At 49.3% G+C, this 20,633-nt stretch carries 23 protein-coding genes and 1 other annotated feature; all 23 genes read right to left on the bottom strand.

The window, feature by feature from the left end; all coding sequences use genetic code 11:
* Window positions 1-90 precede the first annotated feature (90 nt).
* Window positions 91-381 carry a 50S ribosomal protein L27 gene (gene rpmA / locus ADA01nite_RS02615; protein WP_146808344.1) on the bottom strand — a complete coding sequence of 97 codons (291 nt, stop codon included), beginning with the start codon at window positions 379-381 and terminating at the stop codon, window positions 91-93.
* A gap of 13 nt (window positions 382-394) precedes the next feature.
* A complete protein-coding gene (locus ADA01nite_RS02610; protein ID WP_146808343.1) occupies window positions 395-733 on the bottom strand; it encodes a ribosomal-processing cysteine protease Prp in 339 nt (112 codons plus the stop codon).
* The gene (gene rplU, locus ADA01nite_RS02605; protein WP_146808342.1) at window positions 733-1,044 is read right to left on the bottom strand and encodes a 50S ribosomal protein L21; all 312 of its coding nucleotides are present in this window, start codon (window positions 1,042-1,044) and stop codon (window positions 733-735) included. Before rplU ends, ADA01nite_RS02610 begins: the two co-directional genes overlap by 1 nt.
* A 14-nt stretch (window positions 1,045-1,058) precedes the next feature.
* Window positions 1,059-1,137, bottom strand: a sequence feature (ribosomal protein L21 leader region).
* 64 nt (window positions 1,138-1,201) lie between these two features.
* Complete coding sequence (locus ADA01nite_RS02600) at window positions 1,202-2,683, bottom strand: Rne/Rng family ribonuclease (RefSeq protein ID WP_146808341.1); 1,482 nt, start codon at window positions 2,681-2,683, stop codon at window positions 1,202-1,204.
* A gap of 34 nt (window positions 2,684-2,717) precedes the next feature.
* Entirely contained in the window at window positions 2,718-3,572 is an 855-nt protein-coding gene (locus ADA01nite_RS02595) for a M50 family metallopeptidase (protein WP_146808340.1), read from the bottom strand.
* Window positions 3,565-4,410: a M23 family metallopeptidase gene (locus ADA01nite_RS02590; protein WP_170230108.1), complete on the bottom strand. Its 846-nt coding sequence runs from the start codon at window positions 4,408-4,410 to the stop codon at window positions 3,565-3,567. Before ADA01nite_RS02590 ends, ADA01nite_RS02595 begins: the two co-directional genes overlap by 8 nt.
* A 167-nt stretch (window positions 4,411-4,577) precedes the next feature.
* Window positions 4,578-5,708, bottom strand: a complete 1,131-nt coding sequence (gene rodA / locus ADA01nite_RS02585) for a rod shape-determining protein RodA (RefSeq protein WP_146808338.1) — start codon at window positions 5,706-5,708, stop codon at window positions 4,578-4,580.
* Between the two features lie 34 nt (window positions 5,709-5,742).
* On the bottom strand, window positions 5,743-6,540 hold the full coding sequence (gene minD / locus ADA01nite_RS02580) for a septum site-determining protein MinD (protein WP_146808337.1): 798 nt from the start codon (window positions 6,538-6,540) through the stop codon (window positions 5,743-5,745).
* Window positions 6,541-6,552: 12 nt separating this feature from the next.
* Window positions 6,553-7,227, bottom strand: coding sequence for a septum site-determining protein MinC (gene minC / locus ADA01nite_RS02575; RefSeq protein ID WP_146808336.1), 675 nt, complete (start codon window positions 7,225-7,227; stop codon window positions 6,553-6,555).
* Window positions 7,228-7,293: 66 nt separating this feature from the next.
* Window positions 7,294-7,812, bottom strand: a complete 519-nt coding sequence (gene mreD / locus ADA01nite_RS02570; RefSeq protein WP_146808335.1) for a rod shape-determining protein MreD — start codon at window positions 7,810-7,812, stop codon at window positions 7,294-7,296.
* Between the two features lie 31 nt (window positions 7,813-7,843).
* On the bottom strand, window positions 7,844-8,746 hold the full coding sequence (mreC, locus tag ADA01nite_RS02565) for a rod shape-determining protein MreC (RefSeq protein ID WP_146808334.1): 903 nt from the start codon (window positions 8,744-8,746) through the stop codon (window positions 7,844-7,846).
* Window positions 8,747-8,760: 14 nt separating this feature from the next.
* On the bottom strand, window positions 8,761-9,798 hold the full coding sequence (locus ADA01nite_RS02560) for a rod shape-determining protein (protein ID WP_146808333.1): 1,038 nt from the start codon (window positions 9,796-9,798) through the stop codon (window positions 8,761-8,763).
* Window positions 9,799-9,899: 101 nt separating this feature from the next.
* A complete protein-coding gene (gene radC, locus ADA01nite_RS02555; protein ID WP_281285963.1) occupies window positions 9,900-10,613 on the bottom strand; it encodes a RadC family protein in 714 nt (237 codons plus the stop codon).
* Between the two features lie 91 nt (window positions 10,614-10,704).
* Entirely contained in the window at window positions 10,705-11,310 is a 606-nt protein-coding gene (locus ADA01nite_RS02550) for a Maf family protein (protein ID WP_146808332.1), read from the bottom strand.
* Between the two features lie 171 nt (window positions 11,311-11,481).
* Complete coding sequence (locus tag ADA01nite_RS02545) at window positions 11,482-12,666, bottom strand: SPOR domain-containing protein (protein WP_146808331.1); 1,185 nt, start codon at window positions 12,664-12,666, stop codon at window positions 11,482-11,484.
* 89 nt (window positions 12,667-12,755) lie between these two features.
* A complete protein-coding gene (locus tag ADA01nite_RS02540) occupies window positions 12,756-13,649 on the bottom strand; it encodes a type 4a pilus biogenesis protein PilO (RefSeq protein ID WP_146808330.1) in 894 nt (297 codons plus the stop codon).
* Window positions 13,579-14,247, bottom strand: coding sequence for a PilN domain-containing protein (locus ADA01nite_RS02535; RefSeq protein ID WP_146808329.1), 669 nt, complete (start codon window positions 14,245-14,247; stop codon window positions 13,579-13,581). The genes ADA01nite_RS02540 and ADA01nite_RS02535 overlap by 71 nt, the downstream gene beginning before the upstream one ends.
* A gap of 5 nt (window positions 14,248-14,252) precedes the next feature.
* Window positions 14,253-15,275 (bottom strand): type IV pilus biogenesis protein PilM, encoded by a 1,023-nt coding sequence (gene pilM / locus ADA01nite_RS02530; RefSeq protein ID WP_146808328.1) that lies wholly within the window; start codon window positions 15,273-15,275, stop codon window positions 14,253-14,255.
* 37 nt (window positions 15,276-15,312) lie between these two features.
* Window positions 15,313-16,071 carry a prepilin peptidase gene (locus tag ADA01nite_RS02525; protein ID WP_146808327.1) on the bottom strand — a complete coding sequence of 253 codons (759 nt, stop codon included), beginning with the start codon at window positions 16,069-16,071 and terminating at the stop codon, window positions 15,313-15,315.
* A 96-nt stretch (window positions 16,072-16,167) separates the two neighbouring features.
* Window positions 16,168-16,614 (bottom strand): prepilin-type N-terminal cleavage/methylation domain-containing protein, encoded by a 447-nt coding sequence (locus ADA01nite_RS02520; RefSeq protein WP_371863527.1) that lies wholly within the window; start codon window positions 16,612-16,614, stop codon window positions 16,168-16,170.
* A gap of 19 nt (window positions 16,615-16,633) precedes the next feature.
* The gene (locus ADA01nite_RS02515; protein WP_146808326.1) at window positions 16,634-17,848 is read right to left on the bottom strand and encodes a type II secretion system F family protein; all 1,215 of its coding nucleotides are present in this window, start codon (window positions 17,846-17,848) and stop codon (window positions 16,634-16,636) included.
* Window positions 17,849-18,892: a type IV pilus twitching motility protein PilT gene (locus ADA01nite_RS02510; protein ID WP_146808325.1), complete on the bottom strand. Its 1,044-nt coding sequence runs from the start codon at window positions 18,890-18,892 to the stop codon at window positions 17,849-17,851.
* Between the two features lie 72 nt (window positions 18,893-18,964).
* Complete coding sequence (locus tag ADA01nite_RS02505; RefSeq protein ID WP_146808324.1) at window positions 18,965-20,620, bottom strand: GspE/PulE family protein; 1,656 nt, start codon at window positions 20,618-20,620, stop codon at window positions 18,965-18,967.
* Between the last annotated feature and the right edge of the window lie 13 nt (window positions 20,621-20,633).

Here is a 20,633-nt window from a genome sequence, read left to right as displayed (position 1 = left end):
CAAACCCATAGACAAAAAAACGAAAAGCAAAAGAGAAAAGAGAAAAAAGACCATTGACTGGCGTCAACGGTCTTTTTATTCGCTCACGTATTAAGCTTTGCTTGCTACCGGTTCAACAACCACTTGCTTGCGGTCGCGGCCCAGACGCTTGAAGCGTACGATACCGTCAGACAGCGCGAACAATGTGTCGTCGCCACCACGGCCTACGTTTGCACCCGGATAGATCTTCGTACCGCGTTGACGGTACAGAATATTACCCGCTTTTACGAATTGGCCATCTCCACGTTTCGCGCCAAGACGCTTCGAGATGGAGTCGCGGCCGTTCTTCGTGCTACCTACCCCTTTTTTCGAGGCGAAGAATTGAAGGTCCATTCTTAACATGAGTGCCACCTCCTCAATATTTCAATTTGTCGGCAATCCGAACATACTTGTCATGACTTACGGCTACCGAATACAGCGAGGCAATCATGCCTTCGAGCAGTAACTGCACTTTCTCCGCAAGCTCCGGCGCATAATCGTCCGGTACTTTCACTTCGAGAAACCCGCTGTCGCCCTGTCTGGCCGGCAGCCCGACGTTCAATAACAATTCAACGGCGTTAACGGTCCCTAGCGAGATGGCAGATACCGCAGCACACACCAGGTCCCGGCCATAATCAGCCGATCCGGCATGTCCACTGATCGTAATCTTCTCGATCGTCCCGTCAGAGCGCCTCTTTACTTGCACCGTAATCATTATGCATTGATGGCGTCGATAACAACCTTCGTATAAGGTTGACGGTGACCCTGCTTACGACGGTAGTTTTTCTTTGCTTTGTATTTGTACACGATAATTTTCTTACCTTTACCGTGACGTTCCACTTTCGCGGTAACAGTCGCACCTTCTACTACAGGAGCGCCCATTTTTACACCGTCCTCACCAGATACGAGCAGTACACGGTCAAAAGTTACTGTGTCACCTTCAGCGTTTGCCAGCTTTTCGATGTACAGTTCTGTGCCTTTCTCCACTTTGTATTGCTTACCACCAGTTTCGATAATTGCGTACATTCGTTGCACCTCCTCCATATACTAAGACTCGCCGATACCCGGTGCGGCCGCCTGACCGACTTTATAACCTTCATCGAGCGGTTGTAGTCTGCTTGAGGTGTCAAGCACACTAGTCAACAAAAAATAGATTATCACATTCTTCCCTTAAAAGCAATCATTATCTCTGGACACGCGCCTGTACCTCTTCTTCGCTTCCCATAAATGTAATTTGGTACCGCTGCTCGTCCAGCATCGGATTTTCTTTCAAATAGACGACAAAGCCTGTACTATCCTCCAACTCACTCAGATATCCGTGTTCGTTAAAATAACGTACCGTGTGTGGATGCATCTCCACCAACACAGCGGATATGCGATCATCCTGACTATAGGCAATAAGTTCGCGCTCCAGTATGCCAAGCAACGTTTCTTCGGCGAGAATCCGGCCTTTTCCTTCACAGCACGGACAGGTACGCTGCAGCATATCAGAGAGGTTGTGCCGCTCTTTTTTACGCGTCATCTCAAGAAGTCCGAGTTGCGTAAAGCCAAGAAGATGCGTTTTCGTTTTATCCTTGCGGAGCTCCGCCTCCATGCATTTATGCACTTGCACTCGATGCTCCTGCTTGGCCATGTCGATAAAGTCAATAATAATAATCCCGCCGACATTGCGCAGGCGGAGCTGGCGCGCAATTTCGCGGCAGGCTTCCAGGTTCGTCTTGACCACAGTTTCTTCCAGATCATAGGTACCAGTAAACTTACCTGTATTCACATCAAACACGGTCATCGCTTCCGTCTGGTCAATAACCAGGTAACCACCGCTCTTTAGCCAAACTTTCCGGCGGAGGGCCCGCTCAATCTCTCCATCAAGGTCATAATGGGCAAAAATCTCTTCCCGCCCCGTATACAGTTGAATTTTTTCTTCGAGCTCCGGCTGATAACGTCCGAGCAGGGAGCACACTTCCGCATAGCGTAAACGACTGTCGATGATGACTTCTTCAATGTCCTCGCTGACAAAATCGCGGACGACACGGGAGACAAGATCAAGATCCTGATAGATGAGCGAAGGTGGACGTGTATGCTTTTTATCGTTTTGCACCTGTTCCCAGCGCGCACGCAAAAATAAGATATCCGCCGCAAGTTCCTTCTGCGTAACGCCTTCGGCCAGCGTACGCAGAATGACGCCTTCCTCCGGCTTAAGAATGCCGCGGACAACCGAGCGGAGGCGCTCCCGCTCTTTCTCCTGCTGGATGCGGCGAGAGACGCCGATATATGATACATTCGGCAGATAGACGATATAGCGTCCTGGCAGTGAGACTTGTGTTGTTACACGCGCTCCCTTTGTCCCGAAGGCTTCTTTGCTGACCTGTACCGTTATTTCCTGTCCTTTGGTAATCAGCTCGTTTATGGAAGGCTTTCGCTTCTTCGTTTTTTCGATGTCCGGAGGCAAACAATCGTCCACATATAAAAATGCGTTCTTGTCCATGCCGATATCGACGAATGCGGCCTGCATTCCGGGAAGCACATTCTCGACTCTTCCTTTGTATATGTTTCCGACAATGCGGCTCTCTTCCGGACGTTCGATATATAATTCAACCAAACGACCGCTTTCCAGCACGGCGACGCGCGCTTCACGGCCCATGGCATTGACAATAATCTTTTTCAATAGGATTCCCCCTTATCTTCCCTCCATTTTACTGTTATTGCAGCAACTCTTCCACTTTACAATGCCGCCGTGCCCCTGAGAAATAATACTCAAGCAGCGTCTTCTCTGAAAACATGGCGCTCGGAAGCGTTCTTCTTTTTACAATAAACAGATGATAACGGTTCCGCTTCAGTTGATTCACGGCCTGTGCAAGTGAAAGAGAGGGCGGGACGAATACGAGGCGCTCTTCCCACGCCGAATGCCGAAGCTCCAGGCAGGCCTGCCGTGCAAGCAAAAACCGGAGAAACTGATAATGCCGCTTCCGGTACGCAAGAATGGCGCCAAACAGCAGATAAAACGACACCGCCAGCCCGTTCAAGTGCGGCGTCGGCTCAAACGAAAGACTCCAGGCCAACAAACCTGTTGCTCCTGCCAAACTCGTATACATTGACAACAGCATCGCCTGGCGATACGGCAGAAAAAGGCTGAATACCGTCTGCAGCACCCGTCCGCCGTCCAGCGGCCAGACAGGAAGCAGGTTAAACCCGCCGATGACAAGATTACTGTACACAAAAAAAGCCGTCCATGCAGACGACCATATTCCTAGCTTCTGAAAGGACCAGCCGATTGCGATCAGAATCGCGTTTACCATCGGCCCGGCCAGCGCTACCACAATCTCCGCACGGGGCTCCGTATTTCCCCATTCGTCGATTTCCGCCACCCCGCCGAATGGAAGCAGTTCAATCTTTCTCACCCGCCAGCCATACCAGCGTGCCGCTGTCACATGACCGAGCTCATGCAGGAGGACAATGACAAATAAAGTGATGACTTGAATGAATTGCCCGACCAGCAGGGCACCTAGCATCATGAACCAAAACAACGGATGAACATGCAGCTTCGTATTATTCAAAACGAACCACGCCCTGCGGATCAACAAACTGCTCGTTCTTCTTCACGGCGAAATATACGGACTTCAGCGTCTGCCCTTCCGTCTGTGCTTTGCCGATGGCCCGCTGGACTTCCACCCAGTCATTTGGCTTCACTTCCAGCGTGTCCAGGCCTGCATACCATGTCTCCATTCCTTTTGCATGTTGGATGATGACCGTATTGCCGAATCCTTCTTTTTGTCCGGCGAATGTTACCCATCCCTGGTCCACCGCACGAATCGTCGCATCCTTCGGTATAAAGTATACGCCAGTCCCCTGCTCGGCAAACGTTTGCGTCACCTTACCCGCCGCAGGCGCTTTCAAGAGCATGCTCTGCGCCTGCAGCACCGGTTTGGCCTCGCTGCCCATCGTGCCCAGGGTCGGCAATAGTGTCGGCACCGCGCCGAAATTTTTCTCATACCAAGCCGAAAGGCCAGCGAAATTATACGAACGGTCCATGACCTCATTCATCACTGTACGGTACTTTTCCGATCCCGGAAATGATACATGGTTAATGACATAAGCCAAGCTCAACAGAAAAAAAGAAGCGATGATTTTTATAAACAATTTGTCTCTCCGCTTCATCGGTCCAGAGAAAGATCCGGATGAAGTCCGGGATTTCTGTGCCCGTTCCCGCTCTCTGTACTCAACCCGGTGCCACGGCTCTTCTCTCTCAGCGTAGAACGGTTCGGAATAGACAGGCGGCAATTCTTCTCTCTCATCGAAAAAATAGGAGGAATAGTTGTCCTCCATTTGTTCACGCAGCCGGCGCACCCGCTCTTCCCGGCGGCGTTTGATTCCGTCCGTATCGAAATATGCCATCGCTTCCTCACTCCTCGTTTCCTTGTCCTTTTGTACAAGTGTATGAACAAGAGAGGAAGGGTAGACCGCCGGGATGAAACTCCGGTTGATATACTTTCCTATCCCGTAAAAAAATGTGTCGTCCTTTGCTCTCGCAAGCAAAGAACGACACATCTTCCTGCTCTCCATCATTCAAACATCAATTTTTTCCGTCGCATCCCGATATTCAACACAATACCCATGACAAAGAAGTTGGTAACAAGCGAGCTTCCCCCATAGCTGATAAACGGGAGCGGAATGCCCGTAATCGGCATCAATTGAATCGTCATACCGATGTTTTCGAATATCTGAAACACATACATACCGATCACGCCGGCAATTACGTACATACCGAACGTATCCTTGGCCTCCATCGCAATCCGAACCATACGGTAGATGAAGAAGAAATAAATAAAAATCAAGATGCTCGATCCGATAAAGCCAAGCTCTTCCGCGATGACCGTAAACACGAAGTCGCTCTCTCCGACCGGCACCCAACCGTTCCGCGCCTGCGTGCCCTGGTTAATGCCTTTGCCGAGCAGTTGACCTGAGCCGATTGCCGTCAGTGACTGCATCAGATGGTAGCCTTCCTTCGGATATGCCTCCGGCTTCAACCACGATTCAATCCGCATCCACTGGTATTCATGCATAATATGCTCAAAGAAGAACTGCTTGTGAAACATAAAAACATACGCCAATGATGAGATGAAAATGGCACCGACGATGCCCAGCATTGCAAAGTAGCGCATGGGAACTCCCGCCACGAGCAGCATACTGAACATAATTCCCGTAAATACAAGCGATGTTCCCAAATCCGGCTGGATTAAAATTAATATCAGCGGCACACCAATCAGGAGAAAGATCGGAAACATCGCTTTTAGGTTATCAATCGGCTCTTCCTTCTCATCTTTCTTGGAGATATACCTGGCAACGGCAATGATCGTAAAAATCTTCATTAACTCTGACGGCTGAAAATCAACGATCCCAAGCTGATACCAACTGTGCGCGCCGCTTTTAGCCGGCATGAACAGTACGCCGATAATCAGCACCATCCCGATGCCGTACAGCACATAAGCCAGGTTGCTAAAGCTGTTGTAATCGAACAGCAGCACACTCGCCAGGATCGTAAATCCGAAAGCGTACCAGATGACCTGCTTCCATTCATAATTGGCCGTCGCTGTCGCCCCGGAAATTCCGATAAAACTAAAGATTCCAAGGCACATAAGGAGCAAAATCAAAAGCCAATCCAAATTCCGTATATACTTTTTTTCAAAATCCATGCTCTATCCCCCGATGCCGTGTCCGCACCGCGTATTATCTGATGCCGAATAACCGCTTCACTTTCTTAAAAAACCCTTCCGGCTCTTCCATATTTAAAAACGGTACCGAATCGCCCAGAATGCGGCGCGCGATATTACGATACGCAATTCCGGCTTTCGCTTCATGATTCATCGCAACCGGTTCCTTTAAATTCAAATGCTTAATGACCTCTTCATCATCCGGTACGTAGCCAATCGGATCGACAGATAGCATGGCGACTACATCATCGACATCGAGCATATCACCCGTGCGTGTCATGTGCGGACGAATCCTGTTGACTACCAGATACATTGCCTCCATCTCCTCCCGCTCCAGCAGACCGATAACACGGTCCGCGTCACGAATCGAAGAAATCTCCGGCGTCGTTACTACAATCGCTTTGTCCGCACCGGCAACGGCATTCTTGAACCCCTGCTCGATGCCGGCCGGACAGTCGATTAGCACGAAGTCAAAATCCGTCTTCAATTGGTTTATCAGCTCTTCCATCTGTTCAGGCGTAACCGCCGACTTGTCCTTCGTCTGCGCCGCCGGAAGCAAATAGAGTGCGTCATCAAACCGCTTGTCTTTTATCATAGCCTGATGAAGCTTGCAGTTGCCTTCAATGACATCCACCAGATCGAAAATAATCCGGTTTTCGAGTCCCATCACCAGATCAAGGTTTCGAAGTCCAATGTCCGTATCTACCATGCAGACTTTTTTGCCTAACTGCGCCAAGGCTGTTCCAATATTGGCAGTCGTCGTCGTTTTGCCGACGCCGCCTTTTCCCGACGTAACCACAACGGCTTCACCCACGAGGATCCCCCCCTATATGACAAACCGACCCAGTTCAGGTCGGATTTTATGCAATTGATTCATTTTTTCAATCGCTAAGCGCCCGTTGGCGATGTATGCGAATCCCATTCGCGCCATCTCCTCCGATTCCTGGCCGTCCGGCACCGGATTGATAATGCCGGCGATACGCACCTGCGTGGGAAGCATCTCATGCGCGGCGATGATACACTGCTTATTCCCTTCGCAGCCAGCATGCGCCGTTCCGCGCAGCGAACCGAGAACAAAAATATTTCCTGTACACATGACAAGTGCGCCCGAATTGATGTCCCCAAGCAGCAGTAAATCTCCTTCATGGCGAATGACCTGTCCTGAACGCACCGTACGCGTATAGACACGCATTTGAGAGGCCAGTTTGTCGCGCAGCGCTTCTTCTTTTAACATTACGTCCGACTCAATCGTCTTGACGACCAGATTGCCCCGCCGCTTCAAGATTTCACGAATCTGCTGTTCTTGACTTGCGGATACATACCGCATCCCCAGCTTCACTACAATGCTAATCACCGGGCCTGTCAGAATCTGCTGGTGGCTTTTCTCAATCTTCTCCCGCAATTCCTCAAGCAGTTGCTCAAATGAACATGTGTCGTCCAGATGAAAGACGAGGCCCTCTTTGGTCCCTTTAATTACTACATTTTGTTTTACTTTTGCCATAGCCAAAGATCCACCCCGTATTCTTAAATATTCGCCATGGAGTGACGGTTTCCTGCCGAATGAGAACTACGCAATCTCCTGCTCGAGTCGGGACTTGTTCAGCAGCCTGTTCATCGGGCGGAAAATCAGCATGGCGAACAATGCATTGAAGATAACGGTCGGAATCGCTTCTTCAAATAATAACGCCAGGGCATTCATATACGCCATATTAAACAAATGATATATCTCATAGACAAGCCATTCATTCACAAAAACGACCACCAGTACGTTAATGAGTACCAGGAACCAACTCTGATGGAAGTAGCGGGAAGTAAGCCCGGCCAGATATCCCAGCGTCGCCATGGCAAATGCATAGACACCAATCACTTCTGCGTACACCACATCGTATAAGAGGCCGAAAAAAAGGCCGAAATACAGGGCCTTCCTTCGTCCGGCGTACAGGCCGATAAATACCGTCCCCACCAGCACAAAACGCGGGATGATAAGCCAGGGAAGTCCCCACACTTCCGGAGCGAATACCTGGGCAATCGTACCTTCAATTAAAAATAAAAGAAACATGACTACAGATATTGCGCCAATCTTCACTTACGTTTGTACCGCCTTTCTTCCGGCTCTCTTACTTGCCGCCCTTCTTCGCATTCTGTTTCTGCTGCTGTACCGGTGCCGGATCCACCACAAAATCGCGCTTCGCCACAAATACCTGCTCAATCTGGTAGAAATTCGCAAGCGGGGTAATACGCGCAGTCTGCGTTAATCCGTAATCACCGTCTCCTACCGAGCTTACGCGCCCGATGACCAGCCCGGGCGGCATCACGCCTCCCATTCCGGATGTAGTCACGTATTGCCCCGGCGTGATTTTTAAATCTTTCGTTTTCGGGATTTTACGCATAATCAGTTCATGCTTCTCCAGGTCATAACTCTCGATGACGCCATAAATCGCCTGATTTCCCTGAATCGCGGCGGAAATGTGGTTCCCCTGTTCGATATCCATCAACAGCTCCACCTGCGAAGAAAAAGCGGACACGCTCTGTATACGCCCGATTAATGCGCCCTGCGCCGAGATGACGGCCATGTCGGGTTCAATGCCGTCATTCTTTCCTTTGCTGATGGTCAGCATATTATTCCAGCGGTCCGGCGACCGTGCAATAACGTCCGCCGCATACTTCTCGTATCCTTTAAGCTTCGTATCCTTAATGCCAAGCATGGAGCGGAGGCGTTCATTCTCACGTCGCAAGTCATCCGCTTCCACTTGCAGTTGTGCATGCTGATCCAGCTGTGATTTCAGCGCCTTATTCTCTTCATATATGTTGTAAATATGCTTAATGTTGTCGAAGAAACCAGAGACCATTACGGTCGGCTTGTACAGAATGCCCTGTACGAAAGAAACCGAGTCTTTCGCGAATCGTTCCGGCCAAGTAGGAACAGGGCGCTCCTTCAATGTAGCGCCCATAACCGCAATCAGCACAATCAAGCCGATTAAGATCGCGATTAACCGCTTATTGCCAAAGAAATTGGTCACTCCTCAACACCCGCTTACTTGCGTCCAGAACGCATCGTGATGCCTGATTTGGACTTAAACAGGTGCAAGTTCTCCAGCGCGCGTCCTGTACCAATCGCTACACAATCAAGCGCATTTTCCGCCACCAGCACCGGCATGCCTGTCTCGTCTGCCAACAGCTTGTCCAGGTTGCGCAGCAGCGCGCCGCCGCCGGTCAGTACAATGCCGCGATCCATAATATCGGCCGCCAGCTCCGGCGGACTTTTCTCCAGCGTAATCTTCACTGCGTCGACAATGCTCTCCACCGTCTCACTCAGCGCGTCAGCAATCTCCTGCGCGGTAATCTCAATGGTTTTAGGCAAACCGGAGATTAAATCGCGGCCGCGGATATCCAAAGTTTCCGGCTGTTCCGGCGGAATGGCAGATCCAATCTCCATCTTAAGGGCTTCCGCCGTCCGCTCCCCAATCATAAGGTTGTATTTCTTCTTGATATATTGAATGATCGCTTCGTCCATTTCGTCGCCCGCAACGCGAATGGATTTGCTTGTCACGATACCGCCGAGTGAAATAATGGCCACCTCGGTCGTACCGCCGCCGATATCCACCACCATGCTGCCCGTAGGCTCCCATACCGGAAGGTCGGCACCAATGGCAGCCGCAAACGGCTCTTCAATCGTAAACGCTTCGCGTGCGCCCGCAAGCTTTGTAGCGTCTTCTACGGCACGCTTTTCCACCGCGGTAATGCCGGAAGGAACACATACCATGACGTTTGGTTTGCGCGAGAAAAGGCCGCGGCTTTTCTGAGCCTGATCGATAAAATAACGCAGCATTGTCGCCGTCGTCTCAAAATCGGCGATAACACCGTCTTTCATCGGACGAACGGCTACAATATTGCCCGGCGTTCTTCCGATCATGCTTTTGGCCGAATTCCCCACTGCCTCAATACTTCCCGTGTCTGTGCGCAGCGCCACTACAGACGGCTCCCGAACAACAATTCCTTTTGACTTCGCATATACAAGCGTATTGGCCGTACCCAGGTCAATACCCATATCTCTATTAAAGCTACCAAACATTGGTGTAATTTCTCCCTTCATGATTAGCGCGTATGTAGTCTTGCGACAACTATAAAATTATACTGAAACCGCGTACTTTTTCAATAAGTAAAAGGATAGCATTATACAAAATGCCCTTTCTCTTTCAAACTGTAAAATCGGCCATCCCCAATGATGACGTGATCGAGCAATTCGATGCCCAGAATGCGCCCCGCTTCCTGCAGGCGGCGTGTTACATCGATATCTTCCCGGCTCGGCGCCGGGTCTCCGCTCGGATGGTTATGAAGGCATATCACGGAGGCACTGCTGCGGCGAATTGCTTCTTTGTACACTTCGCGGGGATGGACAATGGATGAGTTCAAACTTCCGATGAAGATCGTTTCTCTACCGATAATATGATTCTTCGTATTGAGGTATAAGCAGACAAAGTGCTCCTGCGTATGATAGCGCATCTCTTCCATCATGATGTCCGCCGCATCCTTTGGCGAACGGATGGCAATTCTGTCGGAAGGAAGCGCGCTGCTCATTCGCTTGCCCAGCTCAAGCCCTGCCATGATCAACAGTGCTTTGGCCGGCCCGATTCCTTTGAGTGCAGTCAGTTCTTCGAAAGAAGTAGACTTCAACCCACGCAAGCCCCCCACCTGGTTCAATACCCGACAGGAAAGCGACATCACCGATTCTTCGGTGGACCCGGTACGCAGCAGTATCGCAAGCAATTCCGCATTCGATAGCGCACCCGGTCCGGCTTGAATCATGCGCTCGCGCGGTCTGTCCGACGCAGGTATCTCCTTCAGTGCCGGATAATAGTTCTGAGACAGCATATCCTTTTGGTCCATATGGACTCCCCCATTTCATTTAAATCCGGGGTGCTTCTTGCTGCCCTGCTTATGGTGTCTCCCCATAGACGCCTTTCCACTGATCCGGCGTCTACAGTAATTTTACACCAAATTCTTCCAGAAAGTCACTGACTAATGCTACCGGCAGACCCACTACGGAGAAATAATCCCCCTCAAGGTGGGAGACGAGCGTCGCTCCGTATCCTTGAATGCCGTATGCGCCCGCTTTATCCATCGGCTCGCCGGTAGCGATATAACGACGGATACGGTCCGGCGTAAGCTCTCGCATCGTGACATTTGTCGCACGAAAACCCACTTTCTCTCTACCGGTCGCCGTATCGATTACGCACAATCCGGTATATACCGTATGCGTCCTGCCCGCAAGCCGTGACAGCATTCGAAACGCTTCTTCTTCATGCTCGGGTTTTCCCAGTATCTCTCCATCGAGCACCACAACGGTGTCGGAGCCGATGATAAGATACGCCTCGTCTTCATTGTCCGCGAGCGAGAATGCCACGTCCCGTGCTTTACGCTGTGCGAGAATGGTCACGAATTCTTCGGGAGCTACCCGCTCCTCGACGACTTCGCTCGCAACGCTCGGCTGCACGGTAAATGTCAGGCCAAGCCCGGCCAACAATTCTTTGCGTCTGGCCGAAGCTGACGCCAGAACAATGGAAGGCTGGTTTGCTTTCGACAATTGGTTCACCTGCTTCTACTAATTGATGCAAAGATGCTGTGAATACATGCTTCTTCTTCCTTATAGACATATATCATATTAAGTTTAGCAAAGACACATGGGCAGTACAACAACGAAAAACTGCCTGAAAAAGAAAAGGGAACGGTCATATTCCGCTCCAACGATAAAAGTCTATCGCGTTATAGCCTGCTGCCACTGTTTGTAAGAAGAAATAAACTGCAACATATTTTCTTCCGCCTGCCAAAGGTACGTCCGGTTCGGCTGGCTTGCAAATTGCTGCAGCGTGGTTACGGCAGTCGTCATCTCGTTCAGCGCATTCTGTAACAGCGCTTTTGACCGCTCGTCTAATACAGTGGTAACGCTTCTTCCCCGCTGAAGCGCCTCTCTGTGCTGTGTAAGCATCTTGTCCAGTACAGCCTGCGGAACTTTCCCTTCTTTAAATCCTCCCCCAATCGCAAGCGATACCGTCTGAAACAAATCGGCCTGCAATCGGCCGAACTGTTTGATTTCCTCCGCCGTACCCCGGGGCAGCGTCTCGGGCACCGACAACGTCAGGGTGCCTGCGGGTAAACTTTTCTCCTTAATATATACTTCCTGCTTGGATGCCCGGTATGCCTGGGCCAGCGCCAGCGCATCGTCACGCGAAGCACTGACCCCTAGAAACAGCGTGTGCTTCCCCGCATCTTCCTCCATATGGGTCGGCCAGCCTTTTTCCTGGAATACAGCCTGCTCCTGCTGCGCCCCCGCTTTCGTGCTGAATACGCCGCCCTGCACCATATACAGAGGAACGACCGGAAGCGTTATAGTCAGCGGATTCGTTTTGGGAGTAGTCACCGGGGAAGGGACACCCGGTACAGTTTGTCCGGACACCGCAGAATTCAATGCTTGTCCCTGTGCTCCTTGTCCGGCCGGAGTCTGGCCGCCTGCTCCCTTTTGCTCGTTTTGCTGCGTTTGTCCCAGAGCAAAGGGCGCTTTTTCTCCTGCAGGCGGCGGTTCTTCAGCGGCAAAGGTCTGCAGAACGACATAACCGAGCAGCAGACCGATGGCGACCGCCCCTCCCGCAACGGCCGATAGCCGAAACATGTTGCGGGGCGGCTTAAATGTATACCCTGTCCATTTTTTGCGCGCAAACAGAGATTTGGACTTCGGGTTGAAGCCAATCGTTTCTATTTCTTCTATACTTATCTCCGGTATGTCTGGCATTGAAGCCGGTTCCGCCTCTGCCTGAACGACCGCAACCGGGGAAGTATTGAGCTTAATTTTCGGCGGACGCCGTACAGTTGGCGCCTGTGCCCTGGGTCGGGTCTGCTCTGTATTGGGCCTGATACGGATTGTGTAGTCCGGACTTTTCTTCATGCGAAGCTTCTCCCTTCCTAAAGAAAGTGTCGTTACTTCACTGTATGAAACAGGCTCCCGGTTTATGAATGGAAAAACGCCTTTCGCTGTTAGGAAGCGGAAGGCGTCCGGGTTTGTGTTTGTACGTCCTCTTTTTTGATGACCGGATACTGTGTCGGGTCCCACTTGCCGGACGGCGGTTCGACATTGACCGGCGGCAGCTTGTCCAGAAGCGAAGCATATTGCGGTGCATAGTAGCTGGTCAGTTTGAGTGACGCAGTCAGTTTCCTGTCCTTCGGAATCTGGAATTCGTCCTTTTCAGGCGTCGAGAATGTGAGTGTATCGACACGCAGATAGCGCGACAGGTTTTGAATCTCGGTAACAAAGTCGTAAATGTTTTTATATTCCCCTTTTACAGCCAGCGTAATTTCAATGCTTTTTATCGTTACCGGCGGCAGTGCTTTCTGTACGTTCTGCACGTTAATTGCCTGCTTGTTCTTTTGCTGTGGAGCTTGTCCTTGCCGTGCTTCCTGGGGAATGAACTGGTTTGGTAGTTCCTGAACCTTGACGTCTTTCTCCTCCTGGAAAGTTGCGCTATCGATTTGAATCTGTCCAAGAGTCTGCAACTTACCAAGGTCAATAATCAATTGATCGGTATAAGGCTGCACCGGAATTAATTCGGCAATCTTTTTTAGTTGCTCCTGCGGCGGGGTCGTTTCTTTCTTCTCTACCCGCTTCAGCACCCCCTGAGTCTGCGCTTTTGTTTGCTCTAACCGCATCAGCACTTGTTCTTTCTCATTCTGCAGCGGAACAAAATACATATAGTAATATGCGGCAAGCAGGACAAAGAGCAAGGCAATGATAAGCAAAATGTATTGACGCTCTTTTTCTCCCATCGGCTCACCTTCTTTATTTTTGGTTTGAGCGTGCTGCTCATGATTTAACAGCGGGTGAGTTCGCCTGCTTCGGTTCGGCTTTCTGCATGGATTCGATGCCTTTGGCATCAATGGTAACCGCCAGAATTTCAAACACCGCTTCATAGCGCGGCATCACGTCACCGCCGACGATTTGCAGCGACGGTGACATCGGTTTCCCCTCCGCATCCACAGGCCCCTTCCACTCTACAGGAGCAGCGGTTATGCTCTTGATTGAAGCCTTCACGATATGCTCCGACTTCTGCAGGTTGTGGAGGTAGGCCGCCACATCATCATACTGCTCAAACCGTCCCTGCAGACTAATCTTCCCATCCGAATTATACGTAACCTGGCTTAGCTTCCCGTTCTTCGGCAGAGTGCGGGCCAGCTCATCCAGCATGACCGTCGTCGGATAGAAAAGATGCTGCAGCTTATTCGATAAATCCAGATAACTTTGCAGCGAGTTCGAACCGTCTCCCTGTGTCACGCGCTGCTCTGCGTTCGAAAGCACTTTTTCCTGCTGCTGCACTTCCTGGTTTAAAAGCGCTATCTCTTTCTTGGTAAAGTAATAGCTAGCCCCGAAATACGATGCCGCAGCCAGCCAAACCATAACGAGAGAAAGATAGACAAGCAGCGCCCTGGAGATTATTTTTCTTCGCTGCGGAAGCAAATTAATATTAATTCCCACTGCGCTCAACCTTTCATCGATAATCCGATCGGAACGGTATACGCCTGCACCTCTTTATCTTCCGGAAAAGGATGCACGACATGATCCACCGGCAGCGGAAGGATTTCTATATTCGTTAACCGTTCTCTCATAAAAGAAATGAGAAATTCTTGATCAGGAAACTCGCCTGTCATATAGATCTTTTCAACACGCGTGCCGTCATTTTTCATTGTGAATTGATAAAAGTTAATGACGCGCTCCACTTCCCGGAACAGCTCCACCGCGAACGATTCCGTCATCCCTTCCTCTTCAGTCTTCCTTTTATGCAGCGCTACATCAAACGGAATGTTGCGCACAAACTCAGGAATTTCTTCTTTAAAGAAAGAGACGTTAACGGTATGCAAATTTACCTGCATATACATGCTGCAGCTCTCTGAATCCGCGAAGTGATATGTAGAAAGCATACGGTACAGCGCCAGCGGTTCAATATCGACCGCTTCTAAGCGCAGCTTTACTTCTGAAAACAGATGCACATACTGATCGATTAAATCGCCCGGCGCCGCAATGACAAGATATTGATCCATCCACTCCGTTTCGCCCCCGCTTCCTTCGGGCGGCTCTACTTTTACTTCCTCGTCCAGTTTGTAGAAATCGAAGTAAGGCCGTGAAAAAGGAAGATGAACAGTAGTTTCTAATTCCACGCCCAGAAGCGGGCGGATTTCTTTCAGCGGCAGCTTGGGCAGCGGAACTTTGCGGATAATCACCGAAGATGTAGGAACGGACATCACGATTTTTTTCCGCTTCAACTTTGTGTTTTTTATCCCGGCTTCCAATCGTTCGATGACTTTCTTTTCATCGATGATTTTTCCGTCTCGAACCAGACCCTCTTCCAGTTCGATGAATCCGGCCTGCCGTATTTGGATGCGTGAAGCAGTCGCCCGTGCTTCCACATAGCGAATGCCTTCATCCGTCAGCATCATACCTACGTATCCGGCTCTGTTTCTCTGACCGAAGAAAGGAAGAGGGAGTGTCGGTAGTTTCCATTTCATTACTGTTGTTCCCCTTCATATAGGATGGAGAATAGATTTAATAGTAAAACGTTTGCCAGTACCAATTGATCATAGCGTAGCCATAGAACACAGAGACAACGCTTGCCAGCGCAATAAAAGGTCCGAACGGAATTTCTGCCTTTCTTCCTGCGCCCTTAAAAACTATTAATAGGATACCATAGAAAGCACCAAAAAAGGTAGAAAGCAGAATTGTGACAAAAAGTAGTGGATATCCCAGAAAAAGGCCGACCACTGCCATTAATTTAATGTCACCGCCGCCCATGCCCCCCCGTGAAACAATGGCGATAAGCAGGAAGATGCCAAAGCCAAGCACCATTCCTATAAGATGTGAGGCATACGTTTCATTCGGATGGATGAAGAAACGCAGTACCAGGAATAATCCCAGAAACAAAAAGACGATCCGGTCCGGGATGATGCGGTACGCGAGGTCAGAGACAGTGATGATGACAAGCAGAGAAATAAATAGAATGGTCATCAGCGTTTCCCATGTGAATCCGAAGAAATGATAGGCCGATGCAAACAGTGCGCCCGTGATGAGTTCCATGATGGGATAGATGGACGAGATGGGCTGTTTGCAGAAGCGGCATTTTCTTCTGTTGATAATATACGAGAGAACCGGAACCAAGTCTCGCACCCGAAGTCGGTTGTTACAATTCGGGCAATGTGACGGCGGATGGATGATGGATTCTTTTTTTGGGATGCGCAAACCGACAACGTTAAAGAAGGAACCGGAAATTAGCCCGTATAGAAATATAAAAAAAAGAGTAGTATCCATAATCCCTCTCTTAAAATTGCTTTTTAGTAAACAACTCAATATCAATAGCAAGACTCCTTCCTTTATGAAAAGGAAAGGAGTCTTATCGAAAGTCACTTACTCAGTAAGTTCACTACGAGATTTAGCTGCTAAATATTTATCTTCATCATCACTAGTACCCAAAGTAACTACCAAGGCATTCTTCGTAGTATTGTATTGAATTTTTATTTTGGCATATTCACCGCTACCGGCAGGATCTTTTGGAACCGCTTCGAGATATCCCTTTTCTACCAAAACATCAATATCTAACTCACCTGTTGCTGGAGTATCACTAAAAGTCTTATTATTATCCCCTGGATGATCCATATAATATAATTTTGCTGCATCTAGTAACATAAGTGCATTAGCTTTATGCGCCTTTGTCTTTGAATTTTCAATAATGCCTCCAATCGACGGAATGGCAATCGCTGCAATGATCCCCAAAATTACTATAACTGCCAGCAACTCAACCAGCGTTAAACCGCGCTGATTTTTCAAATACTTCTTCATCAGCTTCTTCACCATTTCTTCCCCCTCTTTTTCTCTACTTCACCTGATTAAATATCTCAAACATCGGAACCATAATCGAAAGCACGATGGCTCCAATAATGACGGCAAGAACAACTATCATAAGCGGCTCAATCAACGCCTTCACTCTGTCCACCGTCGCTTCCACTTCCGCCTCATAAAAATCCGCAATCTTCTCCAGCATCGTATCCATTGAACCCGTCTCTTCCCCGATCGCAATCATATGAGTGACCAGCGGCGGGAATACCCAGGATTTCTTCAATGGCTCTGACAACGGCCTCCCCTGTCGTAAACTCTCTTTCGAAGCCGCAATCGCCCGGCTTACAACAATATTATCCGCAACATTTTCAACGATTGTAAGCGACTGAAGAACCGGAACAGAGCTGGAAAAAAGCGTGCTTAAAGTCCTTGTCACCCGGGCTAATGAACCCTTCTGAAACAAACTGCCAAAAACCGGTATTTTCAGTAATATATAATCAAACGCATAACGCCCGCGTGGCATCCGCAGAATCGCCCGGATGGCAATCACACTGCCAATCAGAACGAGAAGATATACATACCAGGTACTTACCAGACTATCGCTCACCGCAAGCACTGTCTTCGTAATCGCCGGCAATTCGGCGTTAAAACTTGCAAACATATTGACGAACATCGGAACAATGTTTGTCAGCAAAAATATCGTAACGATAACAGTCAAGACCATCATAACCACCGGATACATCATGGCCGACTTAATTTTCTCCCGTGTGTAGTGTGACTTCTCATAGAACGTTGCCATCCTATCCAGCACAATTTCCATGCTCCCGGACGCTTCTCCGGCCCGCAGCATACTCAAAAATAAAGGCTCAAATATCTTCGGATGTTTGGCGCAAGCTTCGGATAGCTGGCTTCCCCGCTGAATGTCTCCTGCCGCCTCCCTCAAGACTCTACGTAATTCTTTGCTTTCACTTTGCTGCGACAGAATATGCACGCTGTCCACGATTCCTACTCCGGCGCGAATCAAGGTCGCAAGCTGACGTAAAAACACGACGAAATGCTGGCTTTTTACCGGTCGGAAAAGATGAATGGAAATCTCTTTCTGCAAAACGCTCTGCTTCTCTTCCATAATAGAAGATACATAGACACCGCTCTGCTTTAATTCGGAGACCGCCGCAGCTTTATTGACCGCCTCGATTCGCCCCTTCTGCTTCTTCCCGTGTCTCGTAATGGCTTCATAGGAGAATGCAGGCATCTACTCCAGCGTCCTTTCACTGAGATGATCTTCCACCGCTTCCCGCGAAACGATATTTTGCCCCAGTAATTCTTTAATGGACATCTCCATCGTATGCATGCCCTGGTCCCTGCCCGTCTGCATTAAGCTCTTGATCTGGTGAACTTTCTCCATGCGAATCAGGTTCGCCACAGCAGGGGTATTAACCAGGATTTCCGTTGCGGCAACCCTCCCACCGCCGATTTTTGGGAAGAGGCGTTGCGAAATAATGCTGACGAGCACCGATGCAAGTTGAATCCGCATCTGCGGCTGCTGATTGCCGGGGAATACATCGATAATCCGGTCAATCGTCTGCGGTGCATCGGACGTGTGCAGTGTCGCAAACACAAGGTGACCCGTCTCCGCTGCTGTAATCGCTGTGCTGATTGTCTCCAGATCCCGCATCTCGCCCACCAGAATAACATCTGGGTCCTGACGAAGCGAAGCCCTGAGGCCGCTGGCAAAGTCTTTGGTGTCAAACCCTACTTCCCGCTGGTTGACAATAGATAACTGATGCCTGTGCAGATACTCAATCGGGTCTTCGAGCGTCATGATATGTTTGCGCATCGTCTTATTGATGTAATCAATCATGGCGGCAAGCGTCGTTGATTTCCCGCTTCCCGTTGGTCCGGTAACGAGGACCAATCCCTGCGGTTTGTGGCAAAATTTCCGCAGCACCGGTGGTAGATTCAACGATTCAAGCGAAGGAATTCCCGCCGGAACCACCCGCGCCACCAGACTGATACAATTGCGCTGATGATAGGCATTCACACGAAAGCGCGAAACACCGGGCAGGCTGTAAGAGAAGTCTAATTCCCCTTTGTCTAAGAAAACCGGGTACATATTTTCCTTGATTAGTTCTTTCGCCATTTCTTCAGTATCCGCCGGAGTCAGCGGAGCAATATCAAGCCTCCTTAGCTCGCCGTCAATACGAAATACAGGAGGAGATCCTACTGTAACATGGAGGTCTGAAGCGCTTTTATCGCAGGCATATTTCAGTAACTTCTTAATATCTACACTTGCCATAAACTCTCTCCTTAGGTATATAGTAACACATATTCATACGAAAACAAATGAAAAAGTCATAAGTATTTATACCTAGTTTGAAGCTGCTCGCAAGATTTCCTCTACCGTGGTTATCCCTTGTCTCACCTTGATTAAACCGTCATCAAATAAAAGAATCATGCCTTTTCTCATCGCATAACTTCTATATTCAGTCGCCGCACCGTTCCTGGTTATCATCTGTCTGAGCGTATCATCCATATTGAAAATCTCGTGAATAGCCACGCGACCGCGATAGCCTGTCAATCCGCATTTTCCGCATCCGGCTCCACGATAGAGCTTATCTATTTTTATTCCGCGCTGGGCAAATATTTCTCTTTCATGCTCGCTCGGTATATACTCCTCCCTGCAGTCTTTGCAAATTCGCCGAACAAGTCGCTGCGCCAGCACTCCATTTACCGAAGAAGCAAGCAAAAAAGGCTGAATTCCCATGTCAATTAAACGGGTAATGCTGCTGACTGCATCGTTCGTATGCAGCGTGCTCAGTACCAGGTGTCCAGTCAGCGCTGCACGAACAGCGATTTCTGCCGTCTCCGTATCCCGAATTTCCCCAATCATGATAATATCGGGGTCCTGACGTAGAATAGAGCGTAAAGCAGAGGCGAATGTCATACCGATTGCGTGGTTAATCTGAACCTGGTTGATGCCTTCAAGGTTATATTCAACGGGATCTTCTACGGTAATAATATTTTTGCTCTCCTGATTTAAGTGGTTAAGCGCAGAATAAAGAGTTGTGGACTTCCCGCTTCCCGTCGGGCCGGTAACAAGCAAAATGCCGTGTGCCCGTTCTATTAAGCTTTGAAATACAGAGAAGTTTCTTTTCGTCAAACCAAGCTGATCAATTCCAATTAAAGCGTTCGATAAATCCAATAAACGCATGACGATTTTCTCGCCAAAAATCGTCGGGAGAGTAGAGACACGCACATCAATTTCCTTAAACATAATATGAAGTTGCATCCTGCCATCCTGAGGCATCCGGCGCTCGGCAATGTTTAAGCGGGACATGATTTTAATTCGCGCGGTTAAAATCCCCAGCATGTGACGCGGCAGTATGCGCTCTGTCCGCAGCATTCCATCAATCCGGTAGCGGATACGAATGCCCTCTTCCTGCGGGTCGATGTGAACATCACTCGCCCGCAGTTGTACAGCCTGCTCGAACATCTGATTGACCAGGCGCACAATTGGGGAATCTTCATCCGTGACCTCCGCTTCCTCTATCTCTGCGGTAAGGCTCTTATCCTCCATTAATTCTTTAACGGAATCCTGCATGCTGTACATCCGGTTGATTGCACGCTGGATTTCATCGCGTGTGGCGATGACAGGCTCAATCGTAAATCCGGTGCTCATCCGCAATTCATCAATGGCGAAATAATCCATCGGATCTACCATCGCGACGGTCAGTTTATTCTCTTCTTTTTTCAACGGAATCAACGAGTAACGACGAGCCAGCTCTTCCGGTACAATCCCCGAAAGAGAAGAATCAAGCTTATAACGGAATAAAGTTACATGGGGAATTCCAAGTTGAAATTCGAGAATTTCAATAAGCTGCTGCTCGGTAATATAACCGGTCTGCAGCAAATGATCTCCAAGCTTTAGCTTTGTTTTCTTCTGTTCTTGCAAAGCCTGCTCAAGCTGCTCTTGCGAAATGATCCCGCTTTCGACCAGTATATCCCCTAATCGTTTGCGTGCCATGCTCTCACCTTTA

Source organism: Aneurinibacillus danicus, from assembly GCF_007991215.1.
Classification (GTDB): Bacteria; Bacillota; Bacilli; order Aneurinibacillales; family Aneurinibacillaceae; genus Aneurinibacillus; species Aneurinibacillus danicus.
This window is presented reverse-complemented; position numbering and strand designations above follow the sequence as displayed.

Excerpts from the sequence above, each read along its gene's own strand:
- rpmA (WP_146808344.1), bottom strand. The coding sequence starts at position 381 with ATGTTAAGAATGGACCTTCAATTCTTCGCCTCGAAAAAAGGGGTAGGT.
- ADA01nite_RS02610 (WP_146808343.1), bottom strand. The coding sequence starts at position 733 with ATGATTACGGTGCAAGTAAAGAGGCGCTCTGACGGGACGATCGAGAAG.
- rplU (WP_146808342.1), bottom strand. The coding sequence starts at position 1,044 with ATGTACGCAATTATCGAAACTGGTGGTAAGCAATACAAAGTGGAGAAA.
- ADA01nite_RS02590 (WP_170230108.1), bottom strand. The coding sequence starts at position 4,410 with ATGGCATATTTCGATACGGACGGAATCAAACGCCGCCGGGAAGAGCGG.
- rodA (WP_146808338.1), bottom strand. The coding sequence starts at position 5,708 with ATGGATTTTGAAAAAAAGTATATACGGAATTTGGATTGGCTTTTGATT.
- minC (WP_146808336.1), bottom strand. The coding sequence starts at position 7,227 with ATGGCAAAAGTAAAACAAAATGTAGTAATTAAAGGGACCAAAGAGGGC.
- ADA01nite_RS02560 (WP_146808333.1), bottom strand. The coding sequence starts at position 9,798 with ATGTTTGGTAGCTTTAATAGAGATATGGGTATTGACCTGGGTACGGCC.
- radC (WP_281285963.1), bottom strand. The coding sequence starts at position 10,613 with ATGGACCAAAAGGATATGCTGTCTCAGAACTATTATCCGGCACTGAAG.
- ADA01nite_RS02545 (WP_146808331.1), bottom strand. The coding sequence starts at position 12,666 with ATGAAGAAAAGTCCGGACTACACAATCCGTATCAGGCCCAATACAGAG.
- ADA01nite_RS02540 (WP_146808330.1), bottom strand. The coding sequence starts at position 13,649 with ATGCCAAAGGCATCGAATCCATGCAGAAAGCCGAACCGAAGCAGGCGA.
- pilM (WP_146808328.1), bottom strand. The coding sequence starts at position 15,275 with ATGAAATGGAAACTACCGACACTCCCTCTTCCTTTCTTCGGTCAGAGA.
- ADA01nite_RS02525 (WP_146808327.1), bottom strand. The coding sequence starts at position 16,071 with ATGGATACTACTCTTTTTTTTATATTTCTATACGGGCTAATTTCCGGT.
- ADA01nite_RS02520 (WP_371863527.1), bottom strand. The coding sequence starts at position 16,614 with ATGGTGAAGAAGCTGATGAAGAAGTATTTGAAAAATCAGCGCGGTTTA.
- ADA01nite_RS02515 (WP_146808326.1), bottom strand. The coding sequence starts at position 17,848 with ATGCCTGCATTCTCCTATGAAGCCATTACGAGACACGGGAAGAAGCAG.
- ADA01nite_RS02510 (WP_146808325.1), bottom strand. The coding sequence starts at position 18,892 with ATGGCAAGTGTAGATATTAAGAAGTTACTGAAATATGCCTGCGATAAA.
- ADA01nite_RS02505 (WP_146808324.1), bottom strand. The coding sequence starts at position 20,620 with ATGGCACGCAAACGATTAGGGGATATACTGGTCGAAAGCGGGATCATT.